Source organism: Acidovorax sp. LjRoot66 (assembly GCF_964253305.1).
Taxonomy (GTDB): Bacteria; Pseudomonadota; Gammaproteobacteria; order Burkholderiales; family Burkholderiaceae_C; genus Acidovorax.
In genome coordinates this window covers 41,608-63,623 of sequence record NZ_CAXUQU020000001.1, presented here as the reverse complement: position 1 = coordinate 63,623, position 22,016 = coordinate 41,608, and the positions used below count along the sequence as shown (strand labels likewise).

19 protein-coding genes are annotated in these 22,016 nt (G+C 69.2%); 8 read left to right on the top strand and 11 right to left on the bottom strand.

The window, feature by feature from the left end; all coding sequences use genetic code 11:
* Nucleotides 1-101 precede the first annotated feature (101 nt).
* From ACSQ3Y_RS00315 to ACSQ3Y_RS00305, 3 genes are all read left to right on the top strand, one after another.
* The gene (locus tag ACSQ3Y_RS00315) at nt 102-1,148 is read left to right on the top strand and encodes a pirin family protein (protein WP_057267158.1); all 1,047 of its coding nucleotides are present in this window, start codon (nt 102-104) and stop codon (nt 1,146-1,148) included.
* 117 nt (nt 1,149-1,265) lie between these two features.
* The gene (locus tag ACSQ3Y_RS00310; RefSeq protein WP_057267162.1) at nt 1,266-1,736 is read left to right on the top strand and encodes an FKBP-type peptidyl-prolyl cis-trans isomerase; all 471 of its coding nucleotides are present in this window, start codon (nt 1,266-1,268) and stop codon (nt 1,734-1,736) included.
* Between the two features lie 8 nt (nt 1,737-1,744).
* A complete protein-coding gene (locus ACSQ3Y_RS00305) occupies nt 1,745-2,296 on the top strand; it encodes a prolyl hydroxylase family protein (protein ID WP_436176060.1) in 552 nt (183 codons plus the stop codon).
* Between the two features lie 12 nt (nt 2,297-2,308).
* On the opposite strand, the gene ACSQ3Y_RS00300 is transcribed toward ACSQ3Y_RS00305, so the two are convergent.
* Nucleotides 2,309-2,725: a rhodanese-like domain-containing protein gene (locus ACSQ3Y_RS00300; protein ID WP_057267164.1), complete on the bottom strand. Its 417-nt coding sequence runs from the start codon at nt 2,723-2,725 to the stop codon at nt 2,309-2,311.
* A 101-nt stretch (nt 2,726-2,826) separates the two neighbouring features.
* On the opposite strand from ACSQ3Y_RS00300, the gene ftrA reads away from it, so the two are divergent.
* Nucleotides 2,827-3,801: a transcriptional regulator FtrA gene (ftrA, locus tag ACSQ3Y_RS00295; RefSeq protein WP_436176059.1), complete on the top strand. Its 975-nt coding sequence runs from the start codon at nt 2,827-2,829 to the stop codon at nt 3,799-3,801.
* Here the strand turns inward: ftrA and ACSQ3Y_RS00290 are convergent.
* A complete protein-coding gene (locus ACSQ3Y_RS00290) occupies nt 3,785-4,702 on the bottom strand; it encodes a LysR family transcriptional regulator (protein WP_057267168.1) in 918 nt (305 codons plus the stop codon). The genes ftrA and ACSQ3Y_RS00290 overlap by 17 nt on opposite strands.
* A gap of 110 nt (nt 4,703-4,812) precedes the next feature.
* Between ACSQ3Y_RS00290 and ACSQ3Y_RS00285 the strand changes: the two genes are divergently transcribed.
* A complete protein-coding gene (locus ACSQ3Y_RS00285) occupies nt 4,813-5,457 on the top strand; it encodes a glutathione S-transferase family protein (protein ID WP_057267170.1) in 645 nt (214 codons plus the stop codon).
* Nucleotides 5,454-6,425, top strand: coding sequence for a flavin-nucleotide-binding protein (locus ACSQ3Y_RS00280; protein WP_436176058.1), 972 nt, complete (start codon nt 5,454-5,456; stop codon nt 6,423-6,425). The genes ACSQ3Y_RS00285 and ACSQ3Y_RS00280 overlap by 4 nt, the downstream gene beginning before the upstream one ends.
* Here ACSQ3Y_RS00280 and ACSQ3Y_RS00275 read toward each other — a convergent pair.
* From ACSQ3Y_RS00275 to ACSQ3Y_RS00235, 9 genes are all read right to left on the bottom strand, one after another.
* Nucleotides 6,394-7,263, bottom strand: coding sequence for a TIGR03915 family putative DNA repair protein (locus ACSQ3Y_RS00275; RefSeq protein ID WP_436176057.1), 870 nt, complete (start codon nt 7,261-7,263; stop codon nt 6,394-6,396). The two genes, ACSQ3Y_RS00280 and ACSQ3Y_RS00275, sit on opposite strands and share 32 nt — an antisense overlap.
* Nucleotides 7,264-7,274: 11 nt before the next feature.
* Nucleotides 7,275-8,552 carry a putative DNA modification/repair radical SAM protein gene (locus tag ACSQ3Y_RS00270; RefSeq protein WP_436176056.1) on the bottom strand — a complete coding sequence of 426 codons (1,278 nt, stop codon included), beginning with the start codon at nt 8,550-8,552 and terminating at the stop codon, nt 7,275-7,277.
* 70 nt (nt 8,553-8,622) lie between these two features.
* Entirely contained in the window at nt 8,623-9,588 is a 966-nt protein-coding gene (locus ACSQ3Y_RS00265; protein WP_428003159.1) for a Csu type fimbrial protein, read from the bottom strand.
* Entirely contained in the window at nt 9,585-11,972 is a 2,388-nt protein-coding gene (locus ACSQ3Y_RS00260) for a fimbria/pilus outer membrane usher protein (RefSeq protein ID WP_436176055.1), read from the bottom strand. Before ACSQ3Y_RS00260 ends, ACSQ3Y_RS00265 begins: the two co-directional genes overlap by 4 nt.
* Entirely contained in the window at nt 11,941-12,765 is an 825-nt protein-coding gene (locus ACSQ3Y_RS00255; RefSeq protein ID WP_057200705.1) for a fimbrial biogenesis chaperone, read from the bottom strand. The genes ACSQ3Y_RS00260 and ACSQ3Y_RS00255 overlap by 32 nt, the downstream gene beginning before the upstream one ends.
* On the bottom strand, nt 12,759-13,340 hold the full coding sequence (locus ACSQ3Y_RS00250) for a spore coat protein U domain-containing protein (RefSeq protein ID WP_436176054.1): 582 nt from the start codon (nt 13,338-13,340) through the stop codon (nt 12,759-12,761). Before ACSQ3Y_RS00250 ends, ACSQ3Y_RS00255 begins: the two co-directional genes overlap by 7 nt.
* Before the next feature lie 229 nt (nt 13,341-13,569).
* Nucleotides 13,570-14,181: a Csu type fimbrial protein gene (locus ACSQ3Y_RS00245; protein ID WP_436176053.1), complete on the bottom strand. Its 612-nt coding sequence runs from the start codon at nt 14,179-14,181 to the stop codon at nt 13,570-13,572.
* A 320-nt stretch (nt 14,182-14,501) separates the two neighbouring features.
* Entirely contained in the window at nt 14,502-14,927 is a 426-nt protein-coding gene (locus ACSQ3Y_RS00240) for a response regulator (RefSeq protein ID WP_235514307.1), read from the bottom strand.
* A gap of 291 nt (nt 14,928-15,218) precedes the next feature.
* Entirely contained in the window at nt 15,219-16,106 is an 888-nt protein-coding gene (locus ACSQ3Y_RS00235; RefSeq protein WP_157412373.1) for a gamma-glutamyl-gamma-aminobutyrate hydrolase family protein, read from the bottom strand.
* A gap of 306 nt (nt 16,107-16,412) precedes the next feature.
* On the opposite strand from ACSQ3Y_RS00235, the gene ACSQ3Y_RS00230 reads away from it, so the two are divergent.
* Entirely contained in the window at nt 16,413-20,030 is a 3,618-nt protein-coding gene (locus ACSQ3Y_RS00230; RefSeq protein WP_436176052.1) for a TonB-dependent receptor domain-containing protein, read from the top strand.
* Nucleotides 20,011-21,990: a CHASE2 domain-containing protein gene (locus ACSQ3Y_RS00225; RefSeq protein WP_436176051.1), complete on the top strand. Its 1,980-nt coding sequence runs from the start codon at nt 20,011-20,013 to the stop codon at nt 21,988-21,990. The genes ACSQ3Y_RS00230 and ACSQ3Y_RS00225 overlap by 20 nt, the downstream gene beginning before the upstream one ends.
* The last annotated feature ends 26 nt before the right edge of the window (nt 21,991-22,016 follow it).

Sequence of the window (22,016 nt, the reverse complement as noted above, 5' to 3'; positions counted from 1 at the left end):
CGCACCGTTCCACCGCTGGCACTTCTGTGGCGCTGCAATGTCCCCATCTGTTGCGGGCATGCCGCTCACGATCACGACGGCGCACCACCGAAGGAGGCCCCATGTCGAACAACCACCCCACGCCCATCCTGCAAAGCCAGCCGCTCGGCCCGCTGTGGCCTACGCTCGACCCGTTCCTGTTCTGCGCGCACCACGACGACGCCTACCCTGCCGGCAACGCGGCCTTCGGCCCGGCCGTGCCGGTGGACGACCGCCAGATCGGCAGCGACTTCAGCCGCAAGGACGGCTGGAGCATGTACCACGGCGACACCGTGCCCGGCTTTCCCGGCCACCCGCACCGAGGCTTCGAGACCGTGACGCTGGTGCGCAAGGGGCTCATTGACCATTCCGACTCGCTGGGTGCCGCCGCGCGCTTCGGCGGCGGCGATGTGCAGTGGGTCACAGCCGGCAAGGGCATCGTGCATTCCGAGATGTTCCCGCTGCTGAGCGCCACCGAGCCGAACCCGCTGGAGCTGTTCCAGATCTGGCTGAACCTGCCTGCACGCCACAAGATGGTGGAGCCGCACTTCACCATGCTCTGGAACGAGCGCATCCCGCGCCTGGTGCACCACGACGAGGCCGGCCGCACGACCACCGCCACCGTGGTGGCCGGCGCCCTGCCCGCTGCGCCGGAACCGCTGGCGCCGCCACCCGAGTCCTGGGCCTCGCAGCCCGGCGCCGACGTGGCGATCTGGACGCTGCGCCTGGACCCCGGTGCCCAGTGGCCCATGCCGGCCGCGCTGGGTGCGGGCACGCGCCGCATGCTCTACTTCTTCGTGGGCGATGGCCTGCGCGTGGGCCCGCAGGAGGTGCAGGGCCATGCCGCGCTGGAGATAGACGCCCGCCAGGAATGGCTGCTGACCAACACCGGCGCCACCGTGGCCGAGTGCCTGGTGCTGCAGGGCCGCCCCATCGGCGAACCCGTGGCGCAGTACGGCCCCTTCGTGATGAACACGCAGCAGGAGATCATGCAGGCCATGCAGGACTACCGCCGCACCCAGTTCGGCGGCTGGCCCTGGCCCGACAGCGACCCGGTGCACGGTACCGAGGCACGGCGTTTTGCGCGCTACCCGGGCCAGGCCGAGGACGAGGTGCCTGCGGCCGTTTGAGGGGCGCCACCCCTGCTTGGGCAGGGGTGGTTCGGGTCGTGGACAATCCTGCATTCCGATCCGCAGGGCAGCGGCCATGCCGCCCCCTGCTATTCCTTGCATGAAAGCGCGCCATCCATGAACATCGCCAAAGACACCGCCGTCACCATCGCCTACAAGGTCACCACGCCCGAGGGCAAGCCCCTGGACGCGGGCAACCTGTCCTACCTGCACGGCGGCTACGAGAACATCTTCCCCAAGGTCGAGGCCGCCCTCGAAGGCCAGGCCGCCGGCTTCAGCACCACGCTGGACCTGGCCGTGGAAGAGGCCTTTGGCGCACGCGACGAAGGCCTGGTGCGCACCATCCCCAAATCAGAGTTCCCCCCGGGCGTGAAGGTCGGCGGCCAACTGCAGGGTGTTGGCACCGATGGCCAGCCCGCCGTGTTCAACGTGGTCAAGATCAAGGGCCCTGAAGTGCTGCTGGACGGCAACCACCCGCTGGCCGGCCAGGCGCTGCGCTTCTCGTGCAAGGTGGCCAGCGTGCGCGCCGCCAGCGCCGAGGAAATCGCCCACCGCCATGTGCATGGTGACCACGGCCACCACCATTGAGCCTTGCGATGGCTGGCCTGCAGGCGGTTGGGCATTCAGACCGGGCCTTTTCCATCCCCGGCTTCCTGTCGCGTGGCGAGTGCGATGAGCTCATCGCGCTGGCCGAGCGCGAGGGCTTCGAGGCTGCCGGCGTGCGCACGGCCGGTGGTCCCAAGGCCATGCCCCTGGTGCGCAACAACGACCGGGTGCTGGTCGAGTCTGCCATTTGGGTTGCGCGCCTGTGGCAGCGGCTGCAGGGTGTGGCCTTGCCGGCGCTCGCTGGCGAGCGTGCGCAAGGCCTGCCCAAGGACCTGCGCTTTTACCGCTATGCCCCAGGCCAGCGCTTCAAGATGCACAAGGACGGGCCCTGGACCGAATCCGGCATGACCAGCCGGCTCACATTGCTGGTCTACCTCAACGCGGGCTTTGCGGGCGGGGACACCGATTTCAGGGATTTCGTGGTGCAGCCTGCCACCGGTGCGGCGCTGCTCTTCATCCACGACACCTGGCACGAAGGCCAGGCCGTCACCGAGGGCACGAAGTACGTGCTGCGCTCGGACGTGCTCTACGCGCCGGGCTGACCTGCCGGGCGTTCAACCGCCCTGCGCACCCTTTTCCAGGCTGAAGCCTTCGTCGAGCCAGCCCGTCACCCCGCCGATCATCAGCTTCACCGGCCGGCCCAGCCGCGCCAGCCGCACGGCGCTGCGGTGCGCGCCATTGCAGTGCGGGCCTGCGCAATAGACGACGAACAGCGTGCCGGGCGCATAGGCGGCCATCTTCGCTTCGATGATCTTGGCGTGCGGCAGGCTCACCGCGCCAAGCACATGGCCGGCCTCGTACAGCGCGTGGCTGCGCACGTCCAGCAGCACGAAGTCCTGCACGCCGCGGTCCATGGCGTCGTGCACGTCCCAGCAATCGGTCTCGAAAGCGAAGGCGGCCTCGAAATGCGCCAGCGCTGCGGTGCTGTGGGCTGCGGGGATGGCGCCCACGGCGCTGGGGGAAGAGGTCATGGCAACTGGCTCCTTGAATGGCGTTTCAGATGCCTCCAGTGTCGCCAGGGGGGGCCACTCCGGCCAGTGGCCGCAATGACAATCTTCGGTAACATTGCGCCATGCCCCACCTTGTCGCGATCCTGGCCTACGACCGCCTGTGTACCTTCGAATTCGGCTGCGCGGTCGAGCTCTTCGCGCTGGAGCGGCCCGAGCTGGAAGCGGTGGACTGGTACCGCTACGCCGTGTGCGCGGTGGAGCCCGGCCCGCTGCGCGCCATGGGCGGTGTGCAGGTGCAGGCGCCGCATGGCCTGGCCATGCTGGCGCGCGCCGACACCATCGTGGTGCCCGGCTGGCGCGATGCGGCCGAGCGCCCGCCCGAGGTGCTGCTGCGGGCTTTGCAGCGTGCCTGGCGGCGCGGCGCGCGCATCTGCTCCATCTGCTCGGGCGTGTTCGTGCTCGCGCATGCGGGGCTGCTCGCAGGCCGGCGCGCCACCACGCACTGGCGCCATGCCGAGCGCTTGGCCAGCGAGTTCCCCGACATCACGGTGGATGTCTCGGCGCTGTATGTGGACGAAGGCCAGGCCATTACTTCAGCGGGTTCCGCCGCGGGCCTGGACATGCTGCTGCACCTGGTGCGGCGCGACCATGGCGCGCATGTGGCGAACACGGTGGCGCAGCGGCTGGTGATGTCGCCGCACCGCGACGGCGGGCAGGCGCAGTTCGTGCCGCGGCCCATGCCCAGCGCCGAGGTCAGCAGCATCGCGCGCCTGCTCGACTGGCTGCGCGAGAACGCGCGCCAGGCGCACACGGTGGATTCCATGGCGGCGTTTGCGCAGATGAGCCGGCGCACACTGCAGCGCCGCTTCAAGGACAGCACGGGCCTGTCGCCGCAGGACTGGCTGGTGCGCGAGCGTGTGGCCATCGCCAAGGAACTGCTGGAAACCCACCCGGCCATGCCCATCGACGCGGTGGCCGACCTGGCTGGCCTGGGCTCGCCCGAATCGCTGCGCCGGCATTTCCGCCTGCACCGGTTGCCGGCGCCCTCGCGCTACCGGCAGACCTTTTCAGAACCTGTTCTCAGGCCCTTCGGGTGAGGCCTCGGCCCTGCAGCACGGGCTCGGCTGACAGCCGCTCGCGCGCGAATTCCACGAAGGCCCGCACCTTGGCCGGCGCGCGCCGCCCCGCCGGGTAGACGATGTGCACGGGCACGGGCGGCGGCTCGTGTGCGGCCAGCACCACGCGCAGCCGGCCCGCGCGCACGCCCTGCGCCGCCTGGTAGGCGAGGCAGCGCGTGAGGCCCAGGCCCGATTCGGCGGCGGCGATGTCCACCTCGTTGCTGTTGCTGATCCAGCTGAAATGCGGCTGGCCCACCACGCCCCCCTTGAACTTCCACGGCGAGACGCTGTTGTTGTCGAACGAGAAGCCGATGGCGCGGTGAGCTACCAGTTCATCGGGGTGGCGCGGCTCGCCGTGCTGCGCCAGGTAGGCGGGCGAGGCCACCACCAGCCGGCGCAGCGCACCCACCTGCACGGCGGTGAGGCCCGAGTCCGGCAGGTGGGCGATGCGGATCGCCACGTCCATGCCCTCTTCAAGCAGGTGCACCAGCCGGTTCACGAACAGCGTGCGCACCTGCACGCGCGGCTGCGCGTGCAGGAAGGCCTGCACGACGGGCGCCACATGCCGCATGCCGAACATCTGCGGCGCGGTGATGGCCAGCAGGCCCCGGGGCTCGGCCTGCCCGCCGCTGGCGGCCTGCTCGGCCTCCTGCAGGTCGGTGAGGATGGGGCGGCAGTCGGCCAAGAAGCGCTCGCCCGCCTCGGTCAGCCGCACGGTGCGCGTGCTGCGCTGAAACAGCAGCACCGACAGGCGCGCTTCCAGCGCCGCAATGGCGCGCGTGACGGCCGTGGCCGACACCCCCAGGCGCCGCGCGGCGGCGGCAAAGCCCCCCGCATCGGCCACGGCGACGAAGCAGCGCAGGGTGTCAAGATGGTCCATTGTTGCGACATCCGCAATTTTGATTGCCGCACTATGGCTATTCACGGCAGGTTTGGCAATGGATATCGTGGAGTCCTCTGTGTTTCCCCCTCTGACAAGGACCTTCCACCATGGCACCCTCCGCACCCCTCACGCTCTACCGCATGCCCATCTCGGGCCACAGCCACCGGGTCGAGCTCATGCTGTCCATGCTCGGCCTGCCCCATGCGCTGGTCCATGTGGACGTGATCGCCGGCGAGCACCGCCAGGCCGCCCACCTGGCGCGCAACCCGCTGGGCCAGATCCCGGTGCTGGTCGATGGCGATCTGGTGCTGTCCGACAGCAACGGCATCCTGGTCTACCTGGTGCAGCGCTATGCACCTGGCAGCCACTGGATCCCGCAGGACCCGGTGGGCCAGGCCGCCCTGCAGCGCTGGTTCAGCCTGGCGGCCGGCATGCTGGCGCCCGGGGCATCGAGCGCACGTTTTGCCGCCATCACAGGCCGCGAACCCAGCGAGGCGGCACTGGCCATCGGCCGCCGGCTGTTCGACTTCATGGAGCCCGCGCTCGAAGGCCGCGACTGGCTGCTGGGCGGTGGCGCTCCCACGCTGGCCGACATCGCCATGGTGAGCTACACCTCGCAGGCGCCGATCGGCGGGCTCTCGCTGGCGGCGTACCCACGCATCGCCGCCTGGGTCGCGCGGGTCGAGGCTCTGCCGGGCTATGTGCCCCTGGCCGACCGCCTGCCAGCCCCTGACGCTGCGGTGCCGGCATGAGCGCCGCGCCCGCCGCCGCCTTTCACGTGGGCGAGCAGGCCCTGCAGGAGCGTGTGGGCGTGCGCGAGCGCATGGCCGCCGTCGGGCCCGTGGTGCTGCGCGACCAGATGCCCGACCAGCACCGCGAACTGTTCGAGAAACTGCCCACCTTGCTGCTGGGCGCGCTCGACGGCCAGGGCCAGCCGTGGGCCACCATGGTGGCCGGGCCGCCCGGTTTCGTGCACACGCCCGATGCCGGGTCCATGCACCTGGCCGTGGCGCCCGATGCCGCCGACCCGGTGCTGGCCCGGCTGGCGCCCGGTGCGCCGGTGGGCGTGCTCGGGCTGGAGCCGCACACCCGCCGGCGCAACCGCATGAACGGGCGAGTGGCTGCGTTCGGTGCCCACGGGCTGGAGGTCAGTGTGGCGCAGAGCTTTGGCAACTGCCCCAAGTACATCCAGGCGCGAGCGCCCGGCCTGCGCGCGGTGGTGACGCCCCCGGCACCGGCCCAGGTGCTGGGCGCGGGGCTCGATGCCGCCGCGCTAGGCCTGATTGCGCGCAGCGACACGATGTTCATCGCCAGTGCCTCGGCCGCGCACCCGGGCACACGGCGCAACGAAGGCGTGGACGTGTCGCACCGCGGTGGCGAGCCGGGTTTCGTGCATGCCGAGCACACGGAGCAGGGACAGGTGCTCACCCTGCCCGACTACCCTGGCAACCTGTTCTTCAACACCCTGGGCAACCTTGCGCTGCACCCGCAGGCCGGGCTGCTGTGGGTGGACTACGAGGACGGTGGCCTGCTGCATGTGGCCGCCCGCGCCGAATTGCTCTGGGACGAGGCGTCGCTTGCACGCTGGCCCGGCGCGCAGCGCGTGCTGCGGCTGCAGGTGCTGGGCGGCATCTGGCGCGCGAATGCCTTGCCCTGGCGCTGGACGGCGGCCGAGCCGGCGCCGCAGTTCAGCGCGATGCGTGCGCGTGTGACGGGATAAGGGGTGCGATGGCCTTGCGCGGCGTGGTGGCCTCGGCCTCCACCATGCGCGCGCTGCGTTCGTGGGCACCGCGCGTCAGCTCGGTGATCAACGCGGCCTCGGGCAGGTTGTGCCAGTAGCGCTGCGGCATCTCCTTGCGCATCATGTCGGTCTTCAGGCGCGCGGGGTTGAAGATGTGGCGGTAGTAGGTCAACCACAGGGCCTCGCCGGCGTCGGGCGGTGGTGCGTCGCTGCGCTGGCCACCGGGGCCGGTGTGCAATTGCGCGCCGTCCCAGCGCACGCTGGCATCGGGTGTGAGGATGGCCCAGTGCATCTGCGTGAAGCGCCGCACGAAGAAGCCGGCGTTGGCCTCGGTGATGAAGTGGTCGGGCTCGAACCAGGCCACCTGCACGGTGCGGCCCTCGCCGTCGGTCACCGGCCGAAAGCGCACGAAAGCGTGCATCTTGTGCATGTCGCGCGCCACGGCGCGCACCATGTGGTGGGCTTGCATGCGGTCGGCGTCGAGCGGGTCGTGGCGCAGCCCGCGTTCGCGCGCCATGCGCCACAGCAGCCGGTACATCAGCGCAAAGCGTGCTGGGTTGCGGTGCAGCACCAGGCGTTCGCACAGGCGCAGAAAATCCTCGGGCACCCGCGGCGCCGGGCCTACTGTCTGCTTTGGCGGCGCATCCAGGGGCAGGCCCGATGGCGAGGGGGCGGCGAACAGGTCCTGCGCAGCGCCTTGCGCGGTGAACCATTCCACCTCCTGCGGCGGCACGCCGGCCTGGACCAGCGTACGTGCCGCCTGGCGAAAGCCCGGCCAGTCGGTGGCATGTGCGAGGGTGATGGTGTGCAGTGCCATGGTGGCTTGCCTCAATCGAAAAGGCCGCGCTGCGCCGGCGGCGGGGCCATGCGGGCGGCCAGATCGGTCGCATCCAGCGTGCGGCCGGGCCGGTAGTCGGCCGCTTCCACGAAGGGCAGCACCTTCTTGAGCGGTACGTGCAGCCGCGCCAGGTCGGCGTGCCGCAGGCTGCGCACGCGGCGCGCGGCCAGCAGGCGGTCCACCGTCTGCACGCCGAAGCCGGGCACGCGCAGCATCAGCTCGCGCGGCGCGGTGTTCAGGTTCACAGGAAAGCGCTCGCGGTGCGCAATCGCCCAGGCGAGCTTGGGGTCCATGTCCAGTGCCAGCATGCCGTCCTGGCCTGCGGGAACGATCTCGCCGTGTGCGAAGCCGTAAAAGCGCATCAGCCAGTCGGCCTGGTAGAGCCGGTGCTCGCGCACGGTGGGCGGTGCAATCAGCGGCAGCGCGCGCGCCGCATCGGGGATGGGGCTAAAGGCCGAGTAGTACACGCGCCGCAGCCGGTGCACGCCGTACAGCCCGGCGCTGGTGGCCAGGATGGTGCGGTCGTCGGTGGCGTCGGCGCCGACGATCATCTGCGTGCTCTGGCCGCCCGGCGCGAAGTGCGGTGCCGGGGCCCGGCGGGCGCGCACCGAAGCGGGCATGGACACTACCTTGGCGGCAGCCTGCTCCTTGCGCGCCTGCCGCGCGTCCTCGATGTGCACCGCCATGCGCGCCATCGAGCGTGCAATGGCCGCGCCGTCCTTTTGCGGCGCCAGGGCCGTGAGCCCTTCGGGCGTGGGCAGCTCCACGTTGATGCTCAACCGGTCGGCATGGCGGCCGGCGCGCTCCATGAGCTCGGGCGAGGCATCGGGGATGGTCTTCAGGTGGATGTAGCCGCGAAAATCGTGCTCCTCGCGCAGCACGCGCGCCACCTCCACCACCTGCTCCATGGTGTAGTCGGGGCTCTGGATGATGCCGCTCGAGAGGAACAGCCCCTCGATGCAGTTGCGCCGGTAGAAATCGAGCGTGAGGTCCACCACCTCCTGCACCGTGAAGCGGGCGCGCGGCACATTGCTGCTGACCCGGTTCACGCAGTACAGGCAGTCGTACTGGCAGAAGTTGGTCAGCAAGATCTTGAGCAGCGAGATGCAGCGCCCGTCGGGCGCATAGCTGTGGCAGATGCCCATGCCCTCGGTGGACCCCATGCCGCGCCCGCCCAGCGAATCGCGGGGCGCGGCGCCGCTCGAAGCGCAGGAGGCGTCGTACTTGGCGGCGTCGGCCAGGATGGCCAGCTTGGATTGTAAATTCACTGTATGAATTTACAGTGAATTGCGCAGTTTGACCAGTGCAGGGGTATTGGGCGTTGCCCGGCGGTGCCGTTCAGAACTCCACGTCCACCTTTACGCTGTCGGTGTAGGTGCCCACGGGCACGTTCGGCTGGTCCGCATAGACGCTCGCGGTGTAGGGCATCACCTGCAGGGTCAGGCCGTCGGCCATGCCCAGGCCCGCAGCACGCGCCGTGCCGACGCTGCCCCAGACACTGGTATCGGGCTTGAAGATGTTGTATTGCAGCCGGTTGCTGCCACTGGCCATCTGCCGCCGTGTGCCATTGGCTTGGCCGCCCATGTCCAGCCCCACCGAGTAGGTCATGCCCTTGGTGCACAGCAGGGAAATACTCTGCGAGACGGCGCTGAATCCGCTGGGCAGGGGCGCCGAACCGAACTGGATGTCCGGCGCCGTGATGGTGCAATCGTTGATGACCACCAGGGTCACGGTCAGGGTGCGATCCTCATTGCCGTTGCGCACGTTGCCCACGCAGGCAGAGCCCACGGCAATGCCTTCGCAGATGTTCGCATAGGTCCAGTTGACGGTGATGCTGTCCGTGTAGGTGCCTGCCGGCACGTTGGCGCCCGCCAGCGTGCTGATCTTGATGCCGATGGTGGCGCTGTTGTTGCTCAGCAGCGAAACCGCGTTGATGCCATTGAGGTCAAGTATCAACAGCCCGGAGGTGAAGGTACCGCCGCCCACCGGGCTGATTTGGTAGGGAATGGTGATGGCGCTGTTCAGCGTGTTCTTCAGCGTGAGGCCGGAGGTGGCGGTGGTGATCTTGGCCTTGAGCGTAGGCGTGGCAAACAGCGCCAGCACCACCGATCCGCAGCCGAGCTTGAAGTCTGCCGTGGTGGTGATGGGTGAGCCGCTGCGCACCCGCTGCGAAGGGTGGGTGCCCAGCGCACCGCTGGTCTCGGTAGCGGCGCAAATGGCCAATACCTGCACCGGGCATGAGGCCAGCACCAGGCAGGCCCACAGGCTGCGCCAGCGCTGCAGCAGGGTGTAGAGGGTTGTCATCGCACAGCTCCTTCCTGGGGGCGCGGGGTGGTGGGCAGGCAGCGGACGATCAGGTCACGCGATGACGCATACGCCGCTTCGGAAAAGTCGGCCTTGCAAAGCTCGCCCTCGGGGGTGCGCACCTGCAGGGCGTTCCGGGGCCGCAGCACGGTGAGGTAGACCACGCCATCCCAGCCCACCACGGTCTGCATGTTGCCCGGCGTGTGGAGCACGGCGCTGCCGGCCTTCATGGGCGTGCCCTGCGCATCCACCAGCGTGATGGTGGCCGTGCGCAGCTTGAGCACCGGCAGCTCCACCAGCATGCCGGCATTGCGCGAGACGGACATGCGCCGCTCCAGCGCCGGAATGTGCACGTCGGCCGGCAGGGTGAGCGGGTCCACCGCGTAGCGCCCCGGGTAGTAGGCGGGTACGCTGGGCACCAGCAGGTAGCCCTGGGCGTTGGTGTGGCCGGCCAACTGGTTCTCGTACAGGATGGGCACGTCGGGCATGCCCTGGGTAGAGACGAGCGCGAAGCTGTCGTACACGCGGTTGGCCGCGAACAGGTGCCCGTCGATGCTGCCCAGCGAGCCCGACAGCGTGCCCCACTGCATGGTCTGGCCAGGGCTGGCACTGACCCCACCCTCCACACTCAGCGTGCTGTTGCGGTACTGCAGAGCGGCCTGGCTGTAGCGCTGGGGGCCGCCCGAGAGCGTCTGCGCCACGTTCCAGCCATAGCCGCCTTCGGTGGGCATGGTGCGCTGGTAGCTGGCATAGGTCTGGGTGGATTCGCGGTTCTTCGACGTGGCCAGTTGGGCCGTAGAGCGGTCGCCCAGGAAATAGGTGAGCTGCAGCCGCAACTGGTTTTCCCGGGTTTCCACCGTACGCCCCGCCGTGACCGAGAGGAAGGTGTTGCCTGCGATCGGCAGGTTGTAGCTGGCGAACGCCAGGCGGTTGCGCTCGTTCCTGGCATTGCGCATGTCCAGCCAGCCCCCCGTGACCGAGCCCGTGCCCAGGTTCCAGCTCACGCTCAACTGGCGTGATCGCAGGGACAGCTGGTAGCCGTCGTCGGCATAGGTGCTGGCGTCGCCGAAGCGCGCGTCGCGGCCGGTCTGCTGGTAGGAGAAGCCTGCGCGCGGCGTATGGTATTGCCAGCCTGCGGAATACTGCCAGCCACTGCCAGAGCGCGCCGTGGTGCCGCGTGTCAGGGAGGCATTGGCGATGCCCAGCATGCCCAGGCCGGCCATGCCGCCGATGCCCACCACGCCAAGCCCCTTGCCCAACTGCGCCTGGGCTTCCAGGGTGACGCGGTCCGACAGGCCCTGGCGGTACACGCCTGCGGCAATCGGCCGGCCATAGGCAAAGCTGCGCAGCCCATAGGCCCTGCGCAAGGTGCCCAACGAGAGGGAGTAGTCCGTCCAGCCGGGGCGCAGCAGCTCCCGGTTCACATAGAACGGAATGGTTGTCTGGACCTGACGCCCAAGGGCGTCGGTGGTCACTACCGAGGCCGTGCCGGCACCGCTGACCACAGGAAGCTCGCCCAGCGTGAACGGCCCGGGGGCCACGCGGTGGCTGGCGGCCTTGAAGCCGTTGACGAACAGGTCCACGGCCGAAGGCAGGGCGGCCTGGCCGGCGAACTCGGGCAGGGGATAGGTGATGAGGTCGGGGCGCACGCCGAAGTTGCGCGCCCACTGCACGCCGGCCATGCGCACGGAGGTGGTCCAGGGCAGCGAGTCCGTCACCAGGTCTCCGTAGGTGGTCTCCGTGGCCCTGGCGTTGTCCACGCTCGTCCAGCGCGTGTCGTAGCGTATGTAGCCGCGGCTTGCGCCGCTGGAATGCAGGCGGACGATGCCGGTGTTGGAGGCTACGCCGCGGGGATTGAAGTAGCGTTGTTCGGACCACAGCGAGGTGAGCGACTGCGCGCGCGAGTGGCTCGTGTAGAGGTCATAGTTGAACAGCATGCCGCTGCCGGTGACGCTGGTGGGTGTTTCCTCGGGCGTCTCGTCGGCCAGGCGCTGCATGGGAAGCCACTGTGCGGGCACGGACAGGCGCAGCCGCTGGCCCAGGGCGTCGTAGTCGGCCGTGACGCCGGGCAGCGCATCCACCGCGACCCGGGCGCCCGCGGGCTGGCCGTTTTGCACATGCATCTGGCGCAAGGTCTGCGCTTCGATCTCGAAATGGGGGCCGCGCTGCAGCACTTCCACCAGCGCCCCGGACGCCTGGCCGTTGACCTCGACATCGAGGTACAGCACCACGGGTTGCGCGGCTGCATCCGGCGCCGAGGGCGGCGGCGGATAAGTGCCCGCAGAAAGCTGCGCAGGAAGGAAGGCACCGAGCACCAGGGCGCGGCCCGCGCGGGCCAAGAAGCCAGGGCGTTCATCGCGGTGCACGGGGAACCAGGGTTTCAACCCCGTTGATCGTGGCCTTGAGCTCCGGGTTGGCCGGCGGTGGCGCCTCCAGCTCCCACTGCATCTGGCTGCCTGGCAGCACATAGCCCATGAGTCCTTCATTGATGGAGATGGCGCCCCGGCTGCCGGCATTCCATTGCACGGAGGTCAGGCGGGCGTGGCCCGCCCCCTGGTTTCGCACCACGAGCTGGTGCCGGTTGCCCTGCTTCGTGGCCTGCCAAGTCAGGGAGGGCGGCAAGGGCTTGCCCTTGCCGCCAGCCAGCAGGGGCTTGGTCGGCCGAAACGGCTGCGCGCCCTCGCCATAGACGAACAACGGGATGGCGTAGCGCACGTTCAGGCGGATGCCCATGCCGGTTTCCGCGCCTGCAGGCATTTGCGCCGGGTCGCCGGGGGCGGGCAGCTCGTCGATCACCACCCGGTAGGCATCCTCCAGGCCCGTGGGTGGGCGCCGGGCGGCGATCAGTCGCACCATCTGCCGTTTGCCGGCCGGCACCAGGCTGATGGGCGGGCTGGCCACCACGTCCTTTTGCGCCGAGAAGAATTCCTCGCCATCGGTCTGGCTCCAGTCCAGTACCCGGACCTGCAGAGAGACGGCGGCGGTGCCGCGGTTTTCCAGCCAGACGGCCACGGCCTGCTGTTCCTCGGTGATCACGGGATCGACCGGCCAGATCATCAGCGGGGTGGCTGCATGCGCCCAGCCAGCGCAGGCAGCGAGCGCGAAGGCCATGCAGCGCGCGGTGCGCAGCCAGGCGACGGCAGAAGGGAAAGCCGTGAGGTGGTGCGTGCTCACCATGTCACGGTCACCTGCACCGTGTCCACATAGGTGCCGGCCATGGCGGCGGAGCCGGGCAGGACCAGATTGCCCCGGATGGGCAGGGCCGTCGGTGTTGTGCCCATGGTGATGCCGACTGCCACCTTGGGCGCCAGGGCGGTCACCGTGCCGGCCACCAGCGACAGCGTGTACGGGATGAACTGGCCGGCCCCGTTGGACAGGCGGCGCTGTGCGCCCTGCAGGTTCAGCCCACCGTTCACGCTGACCTGCGCCGCCGTGCCGGCCGTGCACACCAGTTGGGCCTGCATCCCCATGTCGTTGCTGGCCATGGCGGTGACCGTGCCGGTGCTGACCGCGGAGTGCGTGCCGAAGTTGACCGAGCCGAAGGGCACGCCCGTCACCTGCGAGGAGTTGCCGGACACGATGCAGCCGCTCACGACGGAGGCGTTCACCGCAAAGGAGGGGCTGGTGGGCGCCGTCGCGGCCATCGCTGCCAGTGACGTGCACAGCAACGGCAGCACGATGGCCACCTGCGGGCTGGCCTGGCTTCTGGCGCGCGAGCCTCTTCCTGCACGCGCATGCATTTCTTGAACCATGGATGATGCTCCCTCGGCCGCCCGCCACGGCCTGTGGTGTGATGCGGATTTGCCTTCAACCGTCTAACGTCGTTGGTTCGCCTTGCCGTGCTACAGCACTGTCTGCGGCTCCCGCCTGGTCATACGATTGAATGCAAATCCTCATTGGCGCTCCCGCGCTCTTCGCACACCCATTCCCCTGCTGCCTCTGTCTCCTGGTGGTTGCGACCGGTGGTCCGGCGCCCGGAGATCAGTAGGTCAGCGTGATCTGCAGCGTATCCGTGTACATGCCCGCCGGCAGCGCCGAGGGGTCTGACTTGTTGATCTGGCCATAGATGGGCAGCGCAAAGGGCACGCCATTGGCTGGCACCGTGATCCCCGTGATCGCCGCTCCGGTCGGATAGGCTTGGCTGTGCGCCGGGTCGCGGAACACGTCATACGGGATGTAGGCCGCCGTGCTACCGTTGCGCATGGCGCGGCTGCCGGCGCCGATGGAGCCCCCCTGGCCAGCGTAGGAGCCCGGGCCCACCAGGATGCTGATCCCCAGCACATCGGGTGAGCACACGATCTGCGTGGGGCCCGAGACGCTCTCGCCGCCGGAGGCCGTGGCGTTGACGATGCCCGTGAAGGTGCTGGGCCTGGTGCCGAAGTCCAGCAGGCCGAAGTTCACGCCGGAGGCGTTGCCGGAGCTCCCCGCGATCACGCAGCCCGCCGTGAGCTGAATCTGCGACTGCAGCGTGCCGGTGAGTGTGCCTGCCAGCGTCGGCCATGCCAGCATGCCGGCCGCCAGGGCCAGTGCCGCTGCGTAACGCTTTCGGTGGGGTGCGCACGCGCTGGCAGGGGATGGGCGCAGGCTCTCCATCGGGTGTCGCCTCGGTCGATTTCGCTCGGTTGCTCGCATGGTGTCCTCCTCTCAAAGCCGGAAGAAAAGCAGAGGAGACCCGTTGTGACCGGGACCGTCTGCCGAAGCTACGAGAGCACCTTGCCCCGTTATTGGCCGAGCGTCCAGCTTTTTTTTACCCAGGTGGGTGCGAAGGCACTTTGGAGGCGCACGCGCTGCTGTTCCTCGAAGGGCGGCGAACGTGTGATGTGTGGGCGTTGATCAGCCTGGGGTTGTGGGTCGGCTGCGGCGGCTGTCAGAACGGTCAGAGCAAAGCGGGGTCGCTCAGGGCTGCTGGGGGATCAGAACGGGGCGGGCGGCACGTCTGTGGCGGCACCGCCCGGCGCGCCACCACTGCGCCGGGGAATGAGCTGCGCGTCAAGCAAGGCCTCGATGCGGGCGAAGATCTCATGGCGCGAGAACGGCTTTTTCATGAAATCGTCAGCGCCGATCCGATTGGCATAGAACTGCTCGGTGGCGTGCTCGTTGCCGCTGATCATGATCACCGGGATGTGCTGCGAGGCAGGCAGCCTGCGAATGGTGCGCAGTGCATTGAACCCGTTCATGCCCGGGAGGATGATGTCGAGAAAGACCAGGTCGGGTGGTTCCTCGGCGATCAGGGCCAGGCCCTTCTCTGCATCCAGCGCCTCGCGCGTTTCATAGCCTGCCGAGAGCAGCGTCTTGCGCAGGACGGCGACCACGGTCGGCGAGTCGTCGATGATCAGCACCCTGGTGCCTTTTCGCGCATTGACACGCCTGTGCTTGCGCCGCTCCAGGGGGTCTGCGGCACGTGCGGGGGGGGCGTCTGGACGGTCCGTCGTCTTGCGCATACCGCCCAGAAGGCGGTCGAAGATACTCATGGTGCGGGCTCGCTTCTCGCTGGATAGGGGCTCAACAGGCGCCAAGTATCCAGGATGTTGGGCTGCGGCAGAAGATGCCGGCGGTCCGCAGGCATCGCCAGGTGAGAACAATTGGGCGCTTTTGCTATTTTTTTAGCGGCCAGTGGCGCAGCCCCGCCATCATTGCTCCCCGGCCTTCTGCCGGTCCTTGCGCAGCGCCCGCCGCAGTAGCCGGGTGGCGCGGTCACGCAAGGGCGAGGCATGGGGCTCCGCCGGCGCTTGCGCCTTGGCCTTGGTGCATGCAGTGAGAAAATCCTCGAGGATGGCGGTGTCGTCCAGCGTATCGGAGCCCACCTTGTGGAACTCGGGGTGCCATTGCGTGGCGGCGATGTAGCCGCGCCCGGGGGCAGGCTTGAGGCGAATGGCTTCGGGCACGCCATCCGGTTCGCTCAGGGCCTCCACCTCGAAGTCCGGCGCCACGCGCTTGATGCCCTGGTGGTGGATACTGTTGACGCGTGCCCGGGGCTTTTCTGGATAGAGCTGCGCCAGGCGCGTGCCGGGCACGATTTCGATGTCGTGGAAATGCTGGTCGTAGGTGGTGGCGTTGCGGTGCTGCTGGGCGCCGGGGTGCTGGAACTCGATGTCCTGGTACAGCGCACCGCCGAAGGCCACGTTGATCAATTGCAGGCCCCGGCAGACGCCGAAGATGGGCTTGCGCACTTCGGCAAACGCCTTGACCACGGCCAGATCGTACAGGTCGCGCACGCGGTCGCCCACCCATTCTTCCCGCAGCGGCTCCTCGCCGTAGTTGCCCGGCCACACGTCCGCGCCGCCGTGCATCACCACGCCATCGAGCCAGTCGGCATAGTGGGCCAGCGTCACGTCGCCGCGTGCTGTTTCGCCCGTGGGGCAGGGCACCATCACCACCATGGCCCCGGCCGACATCAGCCAGTGCGCGATGGACTGCTCCACATACTGCAGGGTCTTGTTGGTGAACAGGGAACGGGTGGGGTCGGCATGCTGGAAACAGGCGGACAGGCCAATCTTGAGGCGGGGGGCGGCGGGCATGGGTGGGGGCTCCATAGGCATGTGCACCAGAGGCTGCGCATGCAAGGCAATAGGTATTTACGTTGTAGCACCCGCACCCTGCGCCGTCTGTAGGAAAGGGCCGTGCACGCCTGTGGCTGCGCCACCCGGTGCTATGAAATGTGGCTTTCTTCATGAAATGGCGGGTTGCCGTTGGTGCCTGGTGTGCTGCGGCCCGTCCGCGTTCCCGATAATTTCGGTAACCGGGTGTGACGGGCTGCGGCCTGCCCGTTCGTGGCCGCACCTGCGTCGGCCGCTGCCCGCCCCATAGGAAAACAAGGCACCTCCATGCGCCACCCCTCGATGCAGCTTTCCGCGCTCACCATGTTCCTGGCCCTGGCCTGGCCCCCGAGCCATGCCGCCGTGCCGCCGGGTGCGGCGGCCGAGATCGTGGGCCTGCAAGGCCCGGGCGACCAGCGCGCTGCGGCCACGCCGGATTGGAAGCCGGCACGCCAGGCCCAGGCGCTGGCGCCCGGCGACTTCGTGCGCACGCGCGAAGCCGCACGCATGGCCCTGCTGTTTGCCGACGACACCCAGTTGCGCCTGCACCAGAACACGGTGCTGCAGGTCAAGGCGGTGGCCACGCCTGCGCAGCCCATGACCACGCTGATGCTCAGCGCCGGCCGGGCCTGGACGCAGACGCGCCGCGCCGACGGCAGCCGCCTCACGCTGGAAACGCCCGCCGCCACGGCCGCGATCCGTGGCACAGACTGGGACATCGAGGTCGCTGGCGATGGTCGCACGCTGATCACCGTGCTCTCGGGCACGGTGGAGTTCGGCAACGCCCAGGGTCAGGTGTCGGTGGCCGCCAACGAGGCCGCCTACGCCGATGTGGGCCAGGCCCCGGTGAAGATGGTGCTGAGCCAGCCGCGCGACCGCATCCAGTGGGTGAATGCGCTGCGCGCCGATCCGCTGCCTTCGCTCGCGGCGCAGGGCCATACCGATGGTGGCATGCCTGCCGCGCTGGACCCGGTGCGGCGCGCACTGGCTGCCCGCGATGCGGCCGCTGCAGCCGCCGCATTGGCCCAGGTGCGCAGCCAGGTGCCCGCCGTCTGGGCAGCCGCCATGGAGTCCGCCGTGGCGCTGCAGGCGGGTGACCTGCAGACCGCCCGCGCCCGGCTTGCGCAGCAGGTCGACGGCGCGGGCCAGCCGCCCGTGCTGGCCGCCTGGCTCATGCAGTCGGATCTGCAACTGCTCGACGGCGATGGACCTGCGGCCGTGAACACCCTGCGCACGGCGCTCACGCAGCATTGGCCTGCCCATCCGGCCCTGGTGGCCCAGTTGGCGCGCGTGCAATTGCTCACTGACAGGGTCGAAGAGGCGCAGGCCACGCTGGCGGAAACCAGCGACGCAAGCGACGGGGGCCTGGCGCTGGTGCGCGCCGAGCTGGCCCGCCGCCAGGGCAATGGGCCGGCGGCCATTGCGGCCTACACCGAGGCCACGGCGCGCATGCCCGGCGACGCACGGGTCTGGCAGGGTCTGGGCAGCGCACATGTGGAGCGCGAGGAGACCGGCCCTGCACGCAAGGCACTGGGCCAGGCGCTGGCACTCGATGCGCAGACGCCGGGGGCGCAGGGCGAGCGGGGCACGCTCGAAACCTTTGTCAACCAGTTCACCGAGGCAGGGCAGGCGTTTGAAGTCGCCCTGCGCGACAACCCTGCCGACTATGTGGCGCTCACCGGGCAGGGGCTGATGCACCTCAAGCAGGGCCGGCCGCAGGCCGCGCTCGGCGACTTCCTGCGCGCCGGCGTGATGGAGCCGCGCTATGCGCGTGCCAAGGTCTGGACGGCGGTGGCTTACTACCAGCTCGGACGCACGCCCGATGCGCTGGCCACGCTGCGCCAGGCCAGTGCCCTCGACGACAAGGACCCCTTGCCCTACCTGCTGCTGGCGCAGATCCAGACCGATCTGTTCCAGCCCGGCGATGCCGTCGAGTCCGCCCGCGCGGCCGTGCAGCGCATGCCCTACCTCAAGTCGCTCAACCAGGTGGCCAATGACCAGAAGGGCAGCGCCAACCTGGGCGCCTCGCTGGCCTTCTTCGGCATGGAGGACTGGGCGCTAGAGCTGGCGCAAAAGAGCTTTTCGCCGTACTGGGGCGGCAGCCACCTGTTCCTGGCAGACCGCTACCGTGGCGAGTTCAACAAGAACTCGGCCCTGTTCCAGGGCTTTCTGACCGACCCCATGGCTTTTGGCGCCAGCCAGCTGCATTCCTCGCTGCTTCAGCGGCCAGGCAGCCATGGGGCGCTGGGCATGATGCTGGACCGCGAGTTCTACCGCATGCGCGCGCCCTCGCTCACGCTCAATGGCATGGACAACAGCCAGGTGCCGGTGTCCTGGTTCTTCAAGGCGCAGAACGCCCGCGGCAAGCGCTTTCCGATCGATGTGGGGGTGTTCAACGTACCGGCGTTTCACGACTCCACGGGCGGCGCGGACGTGGGGGCCGACGTGCTGACGCTGGGCCTGGGCATGCAGCCCACCGAGCGCCTGAACCTGTTCGTGTATGCCAACCAGTTCGACGTGTCGCTGCAGGGGCGCAACCGGCTTGACCTCTGGGGCGATGGGTCCGACGTGCTGCAGACCACCGGAAGCAGCCGGGTGCGCCTGGGGATGGCGGGGCTGTCCTACCGCTGGAGCCCGGTGCAGCAGACCTGGCTCAAGCTGGGGCGCAGCACGGAGCACACGCGCTCCGAGAACTACCCCACCCTGTTTCTGTTCCAGCCGCTGGCGGCCCTCATGGGCCTCAAGGCCTCGCCCGACAAGGCCTTCACCGATCTGCAGCTGCGCCACACGGTGGACCCGCAGCCCGGCCAGCGCCTGAGCGTGACGCTGGAGCATGTGGCGGAAAAACAATCCAGCGAAGTCAGCGGCTACGGCCCCCTGATCCGCCGGGACAGCGCCGTGGCCCCCGACATCATGGTGTTTGCCGGCGTCAACGAGATCGACCGGCGCTACACCGGTCTGACCCTGGCCGGCAGCCAGCAGTTCACGCCGGACCTGCTGCTCGATGGTGCGCTGGGGCTGCAGCAGATCCGCCACCGGGTGCGCGGGGGCAATGCGGTGGGCCTGCTGGTGCGGGACGTCAGCGAATCGAGCCAGGCGCGCCGCGCGGACACGCAGCGGGTGGCCACCCCGCGCGTGGGCCTGGTGTTCACCCCGGCGGTGGGCAGCACGCTGCGCATGGCCTACCAGGACTGGCTGCGCCCGCTGAGTGCGTCCACGCTCACCAGCGTGGAGACGGCCGGCATTCCGGTCGAAGACCGCTTGGTGGAGGCCGGTGGCCGCCATCGGCGCACGGTGGCGCAGCTGGGCATGGAGGTCGACGAGCGCACCTTCGTGAGCCTGCGCGCCGACCACCTGCGCGTGCGCAACCCCGGCGTGATCGGGGTGGACCTGCGCACGCCCAGCATGCCTTTCCTGGAGGAGATGCGCAACGCGCAAATGATCAACCTGTCGACCACCGATGTGCTCGAAGGCACCCCGGGATTCGAGGAGGGCAGCCTGCAGGCCCTGGGCGCGGGCGTGAACCGCATGTTCAGCCGCCAGTGGTCGGGCTATGCCAAGTACCTGTTCCAGCACAGCCGCAGCCAGTACCTGGACAGCACCAGCAACAGCCTGGTGCGCGACCTGCGCATCCCCTACATACCGCGCCACACGGCGGTGATCGGGGCTACCTGGGCCAGCGCGCAGCGTGTGTACCTGAGCGCCCGGGCGGTCTACCGGTCCGAGCGCTTCGAGGACAAGCAGAACCTCACGCGCCGCCCGCCGGGCTGGAACCTGGACATCGCGGGCTACTGGGAAACGCAGGACAAGCACTGGGTGGTGGGCGCCGGGGTGCTGAACCTGTTCGGAGACCGGACACCGCGCCAGACGGTCCGGTACGTGATCGATGCGCGCTACCGCTTCTAGGGGCTTCTGGCGCGAATCGGTGCTGGCGCTGGCGGCCAGCGCGCTGGTGCTGCTGCTGGCCTGGGCTGCCACGTTCACCCGGCCCTGGCACGCGCTGGAGTTCAAGACCTTCGACGTGCTCACGGCGCTCTCGGCGCCCCAGCGGAGCGCCTATCCGGTGGTGATCCTTGCGATCGACGAGCCCAGCTTCCAGGAGCTGCAGCAGCACTGGCCTTTTCCACGCAGCCTGCACGCACGCCTGATCGAGCGCGTGCATGCCGATGGTGCGGCGGTGATCGGCATGGACGTGGTGTTCGCCGACCCGAGCGGTGAGGAGGAGGACGCTGCGCTGGAGCGTGCGGTGGCCACGGCCGCGCCGGTGGTGCTGGCCTCGGCGCGCGAGAAGATCGACAGCGGCAATGCCACGCTGTGGACCGAGGTGCCGCCGCTGCAGCGGCTGCTGGCCGCGGGTGGCCAGGCGGGCAGTTCGCTGGTACAGCCGGACGACGACTTTGTGGTACGCCGTGCGTTTGGCGACGAGGACAGCCTGGCCATGCACATGGCGCGGCGCGTTGCGGGCGTGGGGGCCAAAGACCTGCGATCGGCCGAGTGGCTGGCCTACCGCGGCCCGCGCGGCAGCTTCGACACGCGCTCGTACTACCAGGCACTGGAGCCGGGGCTGCTGCCGCCCGGCTTCTTCAAGGACAAGATCGTGCTGGTGGGGCGCTCTGCGCTGAGCGCCTCCGACCTGGAGAGCCGGCGTGCCGACATGTTCAACTCGCCCTTCGGTTCTGCTGGGGGTGATCGCCTGTTTCCCGGTGTGGAACTGCAGGCCACGCAGGTGGACAACCTGCTGGCAGGCGATGGCCTGCGCAGTGCGCCAGGGCACTGGACTCCCGTGCTGCTCCTGCTGATGGTGCCGCTGGTGATCCTGGCCGGTCGACGCCTGCACACGGGCTGGGCGGTCGTGCTGATGGCGGCCCTGGTGGCGGCCATGGCGCTCGCCTCGTGGCTGTTGTTCGCCCACGCACGGCTGTGGTGGCCGCCGTTGATGCCCATGGCCGCGGCCCTGGGGTTGACGGGCGCCACCGCACTGGTGATCTACGCCACGGTGCGCCAGCGGGCCCAGCAGACCCGGGCCATGTTCGCCCAGTATGTGCCGCCCGAGGTGGTGGCACGCCTGGTGGCTGAGCCCGAACTCATGCGCCTGGGCGGCGAGGTGCGTGAGGTGACCATCATGTTCACCGACCTGGCCAACTTCACCACCCTGTCGGAACAGCTCAGCGCCGAGCAGACGGTGGAACTGCTCTCCGGCTACTTCGACGCCATGACGCCCATCATCCACGCCAGCGGCGGCACGGTGGACAAGTTCATCGGCGACGCCGTGATGGCCTTCTGGGGTGCGCCGCTCGACGATGCGCAGCATGCCGAGCATGCGGTGCACGCGGCCCTGGACATGCAGCAGGCCATGGAGCCGCTGGTGGCCGGTCTGCGCGGGCGCGGCCTGCCGCCGCTGCAAATGCGCATCGGCTTGCACACCGGTCGGGTGGTGGTGGGCAACGTGGGCTCGCAGCAGCGCTTTTCGTACACGGTGATCGGCGATGCGGTGAACCTTGCGGCGCGCCTGGAGGGCGCGAACAAGGCCTTCGGCACGGGCATCCTGCTGTCGCAGGCCACGGCGCGGCAACTGCCGGCCACCCTGCCCGTGCGCGTGCTGGACGAGGTCATCGTCAAGGGGCGGGCCGAACCGGTTCGCGTCTTCACGCTCTGTGCCGACAGCGAGGCCTGCACATTGTCCGCAGCGGCCCTGGATGCCTTCCAGGCGGGTGATGCGTTTGCGGCTGCGGCACATCTCGACCAACTGCTGCAGCGCTGCCCCGGCGACCCGGCTGCCCTGCGCCTGCGGACCCGCGTGACCGAAGCGGCGGCACTGCCTGCGGGCGCACCCTGGCCAACCGCCGTTGCGCTGGATAAGTTGTAAGAACCTGTGTCTCACAGGTTCTTACC

What these genes read in the sequence shown, in the direction of transcription:
- ACSQ3Y_RS00315 (WP_057267158.1), top strand. Translation starts at nt 102, where the DNA reads ATGTCGAACAACCACCCCACGCCCATCCTGCAAAGCCAGCCGCTCGGC.
- ACSQ3Y_RS00310 (WP_057267162.1), top strand. Translation starts at nt 1,266, where the DNA reads ATGAACATCGCCAAAGACACCGCCGTCACCATCGCCTACAAGGTCACC.
- ACSQ3Y_RS00305 (WP_436176060.1), top strand. Translation starts at nt 1,745, where the DNA reads ATGGCTGGCCTGCAGGCGGTTGGGCATTCAGACCGGGCCTTTTCCATC.
- ACSQ3Y_RS00300 (WP_057267164.1), bottom strand. Translation starts at nt 2,725, where the DNA reads ATGACCTCTTCCCCCAGCGCCGTGGGCGCCATCCCCGCAGCCCACAGC.
- ftrA (WP_436176059.1), top strand. Translation starts at nt 2,827, where the DNA reads ATGCCCCACCTTGTCGCGATCCTGGCCTACGACCGCCTGTGTACCTTC.
- ACSQ3Y_RS00290 (WP_057267168.1), bottom strand. Translation starts at nt 4,702, where the DNA reads ATGGACCATCTTGACACCCTGCGCTGCTTCGTCGCCGTGGCCGATGCG.
- ACSQ3Y_RS00285 (WP_057267170.1), top strand. Translation starts at nt 4,813, where the DNA reads ATGGCACCCTCCGCACCCCTCACGCTCTACCGCATGCCCATCTCGGGC.
- ACSQ3Y_RS00280 (WP_436176058.1), top strand. Translation starts at nt 5,454, where the DNA reads ATGAGCGCCGCGCCCGCCGCCGCCTTTCACGTGGGCGAGCAGGCCCTG.
- ACSQ3Y_RS00275 (WP_436176057.1), bottom strand. Translation starts at nt 7,263, where the DNA reads ATGGCACTGCACACCATCACCCTCGCACATGCCACCGACTGGCCGGGC.
- ACSQ3Y_RS00265 (WP_428003159.1), bottom strand. Translation starts at nt 9,588, where the DNA reads ATGACAACCCTCTACACCCTGCTGCAGCGCTGGCGCAGCCTGTGGGCC.
- ACSQ3Y_RS00255 (WP_057200705.1), bottom strand. Translation starts at nt 12,765, where the DNA reads ATGGTGAGCACGCACCACCTCACGGCTTTCCCTTCTGCCGTCGCCTGG.
- ACSQ3Y_RS00250 (WP_436176054.1), bottom strand. Translation starts at nt 13,340, where the DNA reads ATGGTTCAAGAAATGCATGCGCGTGCAGGAAGAGGCTCGCGCGCCAGA.
- ACSQ3Y_RS00245 (WP_436176053.1), bottom strand. Translation starts at nt 14,181, where the DNA reads ATGGAGAGCCTGCGCCCATCCCCTGCCAGCGCGTGCGCACCCCACCGA.
- ACSQ3Y_RS00235 (WP_157412373.1), bottom strand. Translation starts at nt 16,106, where the DNA reads ATGCCCGCCGCCCCCCGCCTCAAGATTGGCCTGTCCGCCTGTTTCCAG.
- ACSQ3Y_RS00230 (WP_436176052.1), top strand. Translation starts at nt 16,413, where the DNA reads ATGCGCCACCCCTCGATGCAGCTTTCCGCGCTCACCATGTTCCTGGCC.
- ACSQ3Y_RS00225 (WP_436176051.1), top strand. Translation starts at nt 20,011, where the DNA reads ATGCGCGCTACCGCTTCTAGGGGCTTCTGGCGCGAATCGGTGCTGGCG.